Consider the following 4,220-nt stretch of genomic DNA (forward strand, 5'->3'; position numbering starts at 1 on the left):
CCCCCTCCCCCCCCGTGCCAGTGTTTTACCCGTTCAAAGGGCGATTATTTTTTATCTTTCACTTCTTCGAACTCAGCGTCGACAACATCGTCGTCTTTCGCGTTGCTCGCCTGAGCGTCAGCGGAACCCGCCTGCTGCTGAGCGTGCTGCTGCTGAGCAATTTCCATCAGCTTCTGAGAAGCCTGCGCCAGCGCCTGCATTTTCGCTTCGATATCCGCTTTGTCTTCGCCTTTCAGAGAAGATTCCAGCGCGGTCAGCGCAGACTCAATGGCAGCTTTGTCGTCAGCCGGCAGTTTATCGCCTGCTTCTTCAACCTGCTTACGAGTGCTGTGCAGCAGATGGTCGCCCTGGTTGCGGGTCTGTACCAGCTCTTCGAACTTACGGTCAGATTCGGCGTTAGCTTCTGCTTCGCGAACCATTTTCTGAATTTCTTCTTCATTCAGACCGGAAGACGCTTTGATGGTGATCTTCTGCTCTTTACCGCTGTTTTTGTCTTTCGCGGAGACGTGCAGGATACCGTCAGCATCGATGTCGAAGGTCACTTCGATCTGCGGCATGCCGCGCGGCGCCGGGTTAATACCATCCAGGTTGAACTGACCCAGAGATTTGTTATCAGACGCGCGTTTACGCTCACCCTGCAGCACATGGATGGTTACCGCAGACTGGTTGTCTTCAGCGGTAGAGAACACCTGGCTGTGCTTGGTCGGGATGGTGGTGTTTTTGCTGATAAGCGCAGTCATCACGCCGCCCATGGTTTCGATACCCAGCGACAGCGGGGTTACGTCGAGCAGCAGAACGTCTTTCACATCGCCAGTCAGTACACCGCCCTGAACGGCAGCACCGATCGCCACGGCTTCATCCGGGTTAACGTCTTTACGCGGTTCTTTACCAAAGAACTCGGCCACTTTCTTCTGCACCATCGGCATACGAGTCTGACCACCAACGAGGATCACGTCGTTGATATCGGAAACGGACAGACCGGCATCCTGCAGAGCGACTTTCAGCGGCTCGATGGAACGGTTAACCAGGTCTTCTACCAGGCTTTCCAGTTTCGCGCGAGTCACTTTGATGTTCATGTGTTTCGGACCGGTCGCGTCTGCAGTGATGTACGGCAGGTTAACGTCGGTCTGCTGAGCAGAAGACAGTTCAATCTTCGCTTTCTCAGCGGCTTCTTTCAGGCGCTGCATGGCCAGCGGGTCGTTGCGCAGGTCAATGCCCTGATCTTTCTTGAACTCATCAACGAGGTAGTTGATCAGACGAGTATCGAAGTCTTCGCCGCCCAGGTGGGTATCACCGTTGGTCGCCAGAACTTCAAAGGTTTTTTCGCCATCAACTTCGTCGATTTCGATAATCGAGATATCGAAAGTACCACCACCGAGGTCGTAAACCGCGATAGTACGGTTGCCCACTTCTTTATCCAGACCGTAAGCCAGCGCGGCCGCGGTTGGTTCGTTGATGATACGTTTGACTTCCAGACCGGCGATACGGCCGGCATCTTTTGTTGCCTGACGCTGCGCATCGTTGAAGTAAGCCGGTACGGTGATAACCGCTTCAGTTACCGGTTCACCCAGGTAATCTTCAGCCGTTTTCTTCATTTTCTTCAGCACTTCAGCAGAGATCTGCGGCGGTGCAGTTTTGGTGCCTTTCACATCCAGCCATGCGTCGCCATTGTCTGCGGCAACAATTTTGTATGGCATGATAGAAACGTCACGCTGAACTTCTTCGTCCTGGAAGCGGCGGCCAATCAGGCGTTTAATCGCAAACAGGGTGTTTTGCGGGTTTGTCACTGCCTGACGTTTAGCCGGCTGACCAACCAGAGTTTCACCATCCTGGGTATAGGCAATGATAGAAGGCGTGGTGCGATCGCCTTCGGCGTTCTCCAGCACGCGTGCAGTAGTGCCATCCATAATCGCTACACAAGAGTTGGTAGTACCCAGGTCGATACCAATAATTTTACCCATCTAAACGTCTCCACTAAAAATTCGATCAACATGTGGTTGTGAACCTGTAATAAGGGCGAAACGTGCGGTTTCAACTGCCCAGACATCATTTTTTTTCAGGTTCTTCACTGCGGTTGACTACAAGATGGGGTCGCCCACACCGGCATCAAGGGGCAAGCATAAAAATTTTTTGCCTCGGATTCGCCCAGGGTTACGGATGACTTGCCGAACAAGGTTATTGGATGGCAAAAACGACGGCGAAATATACATACAAAAAACGGATTAAAATAGGAAATACATTCATAATATCATTGACATAACCCGCAATACTTGCGCGCTAAAAGCCCCGTTTTCGCAGTGATAAACTTCCCCGCCATCGCACTTCGCTTATTCAGGGGACAAATTAATGAAATCGCTATACCGGCTTTCCGTAGGGCTTATCCTCGGCGTGTCATTTATCACCTCGGCGGCCGCTAACGACCATAAAATTCTCGGCGTGATAGCTATGCCGCGCAATGAAACCAACGACCTGACGCTGACGCTCCCCGTCTGCCGGGTGGTCAAACGCATTCAGCTCAGCGCCGACCGCGGCGATGTACAACTCTCCGGGGCGACGGTCTACTTTAAGGCCAGCCGCGGCGCCAGCCACACGCTGAACGTCCCCGCCGGGATCAAAGAGGGCAGCACCACCGGCTGGATCAACATCAATAGCGATAACGACAGCAAACGTTGCGTGAAGAAAATCGCCTTCTCCGGCCACACGGTGCACTCCTCAGATATGGCATCACTGAAAATTATCGGCGATGACTAACGTCGCCCCTGCCCGAGAGAAAACGTTATGCATATTAATTACCTGGAGGATGACGATCTCGCCTTTCTGCCTGAGTGCAGCGAGGCGCATCTGGAAGCCTTTACCCGCATTCTGACCCACGGGGAAAATGGCAAACCCCGTCTCTCCAGCACGCTCCTGCGCAACGAGACATTTTTAGCGATGGAGGGTCACCCGGAGCGTTATCGCCGCAACTGGCAGCTAATCGCCGGTGAGCTACAGCATTTTGGTGGCGATAGCATCGCCAACACGCTGCGCCGCCATGGCAAATTTTATCGCGCGATCCTGCTGGATGTATGTAAACGACTGAAAGCGAAGGTCGACAAACAGCTGTCGACGCCGCAGATCGAGCAGCAGTTGCTGGCGCATTTTCTGCAGCACAGCTGGAATAAACTGAACGCGGAGCAAAAAGCGCAGTTTCTCGCCGCGGTGGAGTGCCGGAGCCATGAGCTGGACAGCCTGATGGCTCATCTGCTGAGGCATCGCAAGCTAAGCGAAGGCGTCACTTTGTTGCTGGACGAACGCTTAACCGCCATCCTGCGCACGCACGCCGCGGTGAGCGTCATCGGTCATGGCCTGGTGCGCGGCGCCGGGCTGGGCGGACCGCTCGGCGCCGCGCTGAACAGCGTGAAAGCGGTGAGCGGCAGCGCCTACCGGGTCACCATCCCCGCGGTCCTGCATATTGCCTGTTTACGGCAAATGCTCCAGCCGCCGTCAGACACCGCGGAAATTGGTGAAAAATACCCCGCCAGATCATAGACAGCCCTTCAGCGCCTCATTATTATGCCGCGCCCCGCCGCCAAGTCGCGGGGTAATGCTTCCCTTTTAATGATAATTTTGAGGAATTATGGGCAACACTAAGTTGGCTAATCCGGCACCGCTGGGCCTTATGGGCTTCGGCATGACCACTATTCTGCTTAACCTGGCGAATAGCGGCCTGTTCGCATTCGATGTAGCTATCCTGGCGATGGGGATTTTTTACGGCGGCATTGCGCAAATTTTTGCCGGCCTGCTGGAATACAAAAAAGGCAACACTTTTGGCTTAACCGCTTTTACCTCCTACGGCAGCTTCTGGCTGACGCTGGTGGCGATTCTTCTGATGCCGAAAATGGGCCTGGCAGACGCGCCAAACGCGCACTTCCTCGGTATGTACCTCGGCCTGTGGGGCGTCTTTACCCTGTTTATGTTCTTTGGCACCCTGAAGGCAGCCCGCATACTGCAGTTTGTCTTCCTGAGCCTGACCGTATTGTTCGCGCTGCTGGCGATTGGCCATTTGGTCGATAACGAAGGCATTGTGAAGGTAGCCGGCTGGGTCGGCCTGATTTGTGGCGCCAGCGCTATTTACCTGGCGATGGGTGAAGTGCTGAACGAACAGTTCGGCCGTACCGTGCTGCCGATCGGCGAACCGCGCTAATCTTCCGCCCCCCCCCCCGCCCCGGGGGGGGGGGGGG

At 54.7% G+C, this 4,220-nt stretch carries 4 protein-coding genes; 3 read left to right on the top strand and 1 reads right to left on the bottom strand.

Annotated features, from left to right (window positions below; genetic code table 11):
* Nucleotides 1-44 precede the first annotated feature (44 nt).
* The gene (gene dnaK, locus HMPREF9538_RS08520) at nt 45-1,961 is read right to left on the bottom strand and encodes a molecular chaperone DnaK (RefSeq protein ID WP_009485693.1); all 1,917 of its coding nucleotides are present in this window, start codon (nt 1,959-1,961) and stop codon (nt 45-47) included.
* A 385-nt stretch (nt 1,962-2,346) separates the two neighbouring features.
* On the opposite strand from dnaK, the gene HMPREF9538_RS08515 reads away from it, so the two are divergent.
* The 3 genes from HMPREF9538_RS08515 to satP all read left to right on the top strand — a co-directional run bounded on the left by HMPREF9538_RS08515 (nt 2,347) and on the right by satP (nt 4,183).
* Nucleotides 2,347-2,751, top strand: coding sequence for a DUF2541 family protein (locus HMPREF9538_RS08515; protein WP_004182892.1), 405 nt, complete (start codon nt 2,347-2,349; stop codon nt 2,749-2,751).
* A gap of 27 nt (nt 2,752-2,778) precedes the next feature.
* Complete coding sequence (gene msyB / locus HMPREF9538_RS08510) at nt 2,779-3,528, top strand: acidic protein MsyB (RefSeq protein WP_004146011.1); 750 nt, start codon at nt 2,779-2,781, stop codon at nt 3,526-3,528.
* An 88-nt stretch (nt 3,529-3,616) separates the two neighbouring features.
* On the top strand, nt 3,617-4,183 hold the full coding sequence (satP, locus tag HMPREF9538_RS08505; protein WP_009485694.1) for an acetate uptake transporter: 567 nt from the start codon (nt 3,617-3,619) through the stop codon (nt 4,181-4,183).
* The last annotated feature ends 37 nt before the right edge of the window (nt 4,184-4,220 follow it).

It is taken from the genome of Klebsiella sp. MS 92-3 (assembly GCF_000195655.1).
Lineage (GTDB): Bacteria > Pseudomonadota > Gammaproteobacteria > Enterobacterales > Enterobacteriaceae > Klebsiella > Klebsiella pneumoniae.

Excerpts from the sequence above, each read along its gene's own strand:
- dnaK (WP_009485693.1), bottom strand. The coding sequence starts at position 1,961 with ATGGGTAAAATTATTGGTATCGACCTGGGTACTACCAACTCTTGTGTA.
- satP (WP_009485694.1), top strand. The coding sequence starts at position 3,617 with ATGGGCAACACTAAGTTGGCTAATCCGGCACCGCTGGGCCTTATGGGC.
- msyB (WP_004146011.1), top strand. The coding sequence starts at position 2,779 with ATGCATATTAATTACCTGGAGGATGACGATCTCGCCTTTCTGCCTGAG.
- HMPREF9538_RS08515 (WP_004182892.1), top strand. The coding sequence starts at position 2,347 with ATGAAATCGCTATACCGGCTTTCCGTAGGGCTTATCCTCGGCGTGTCA.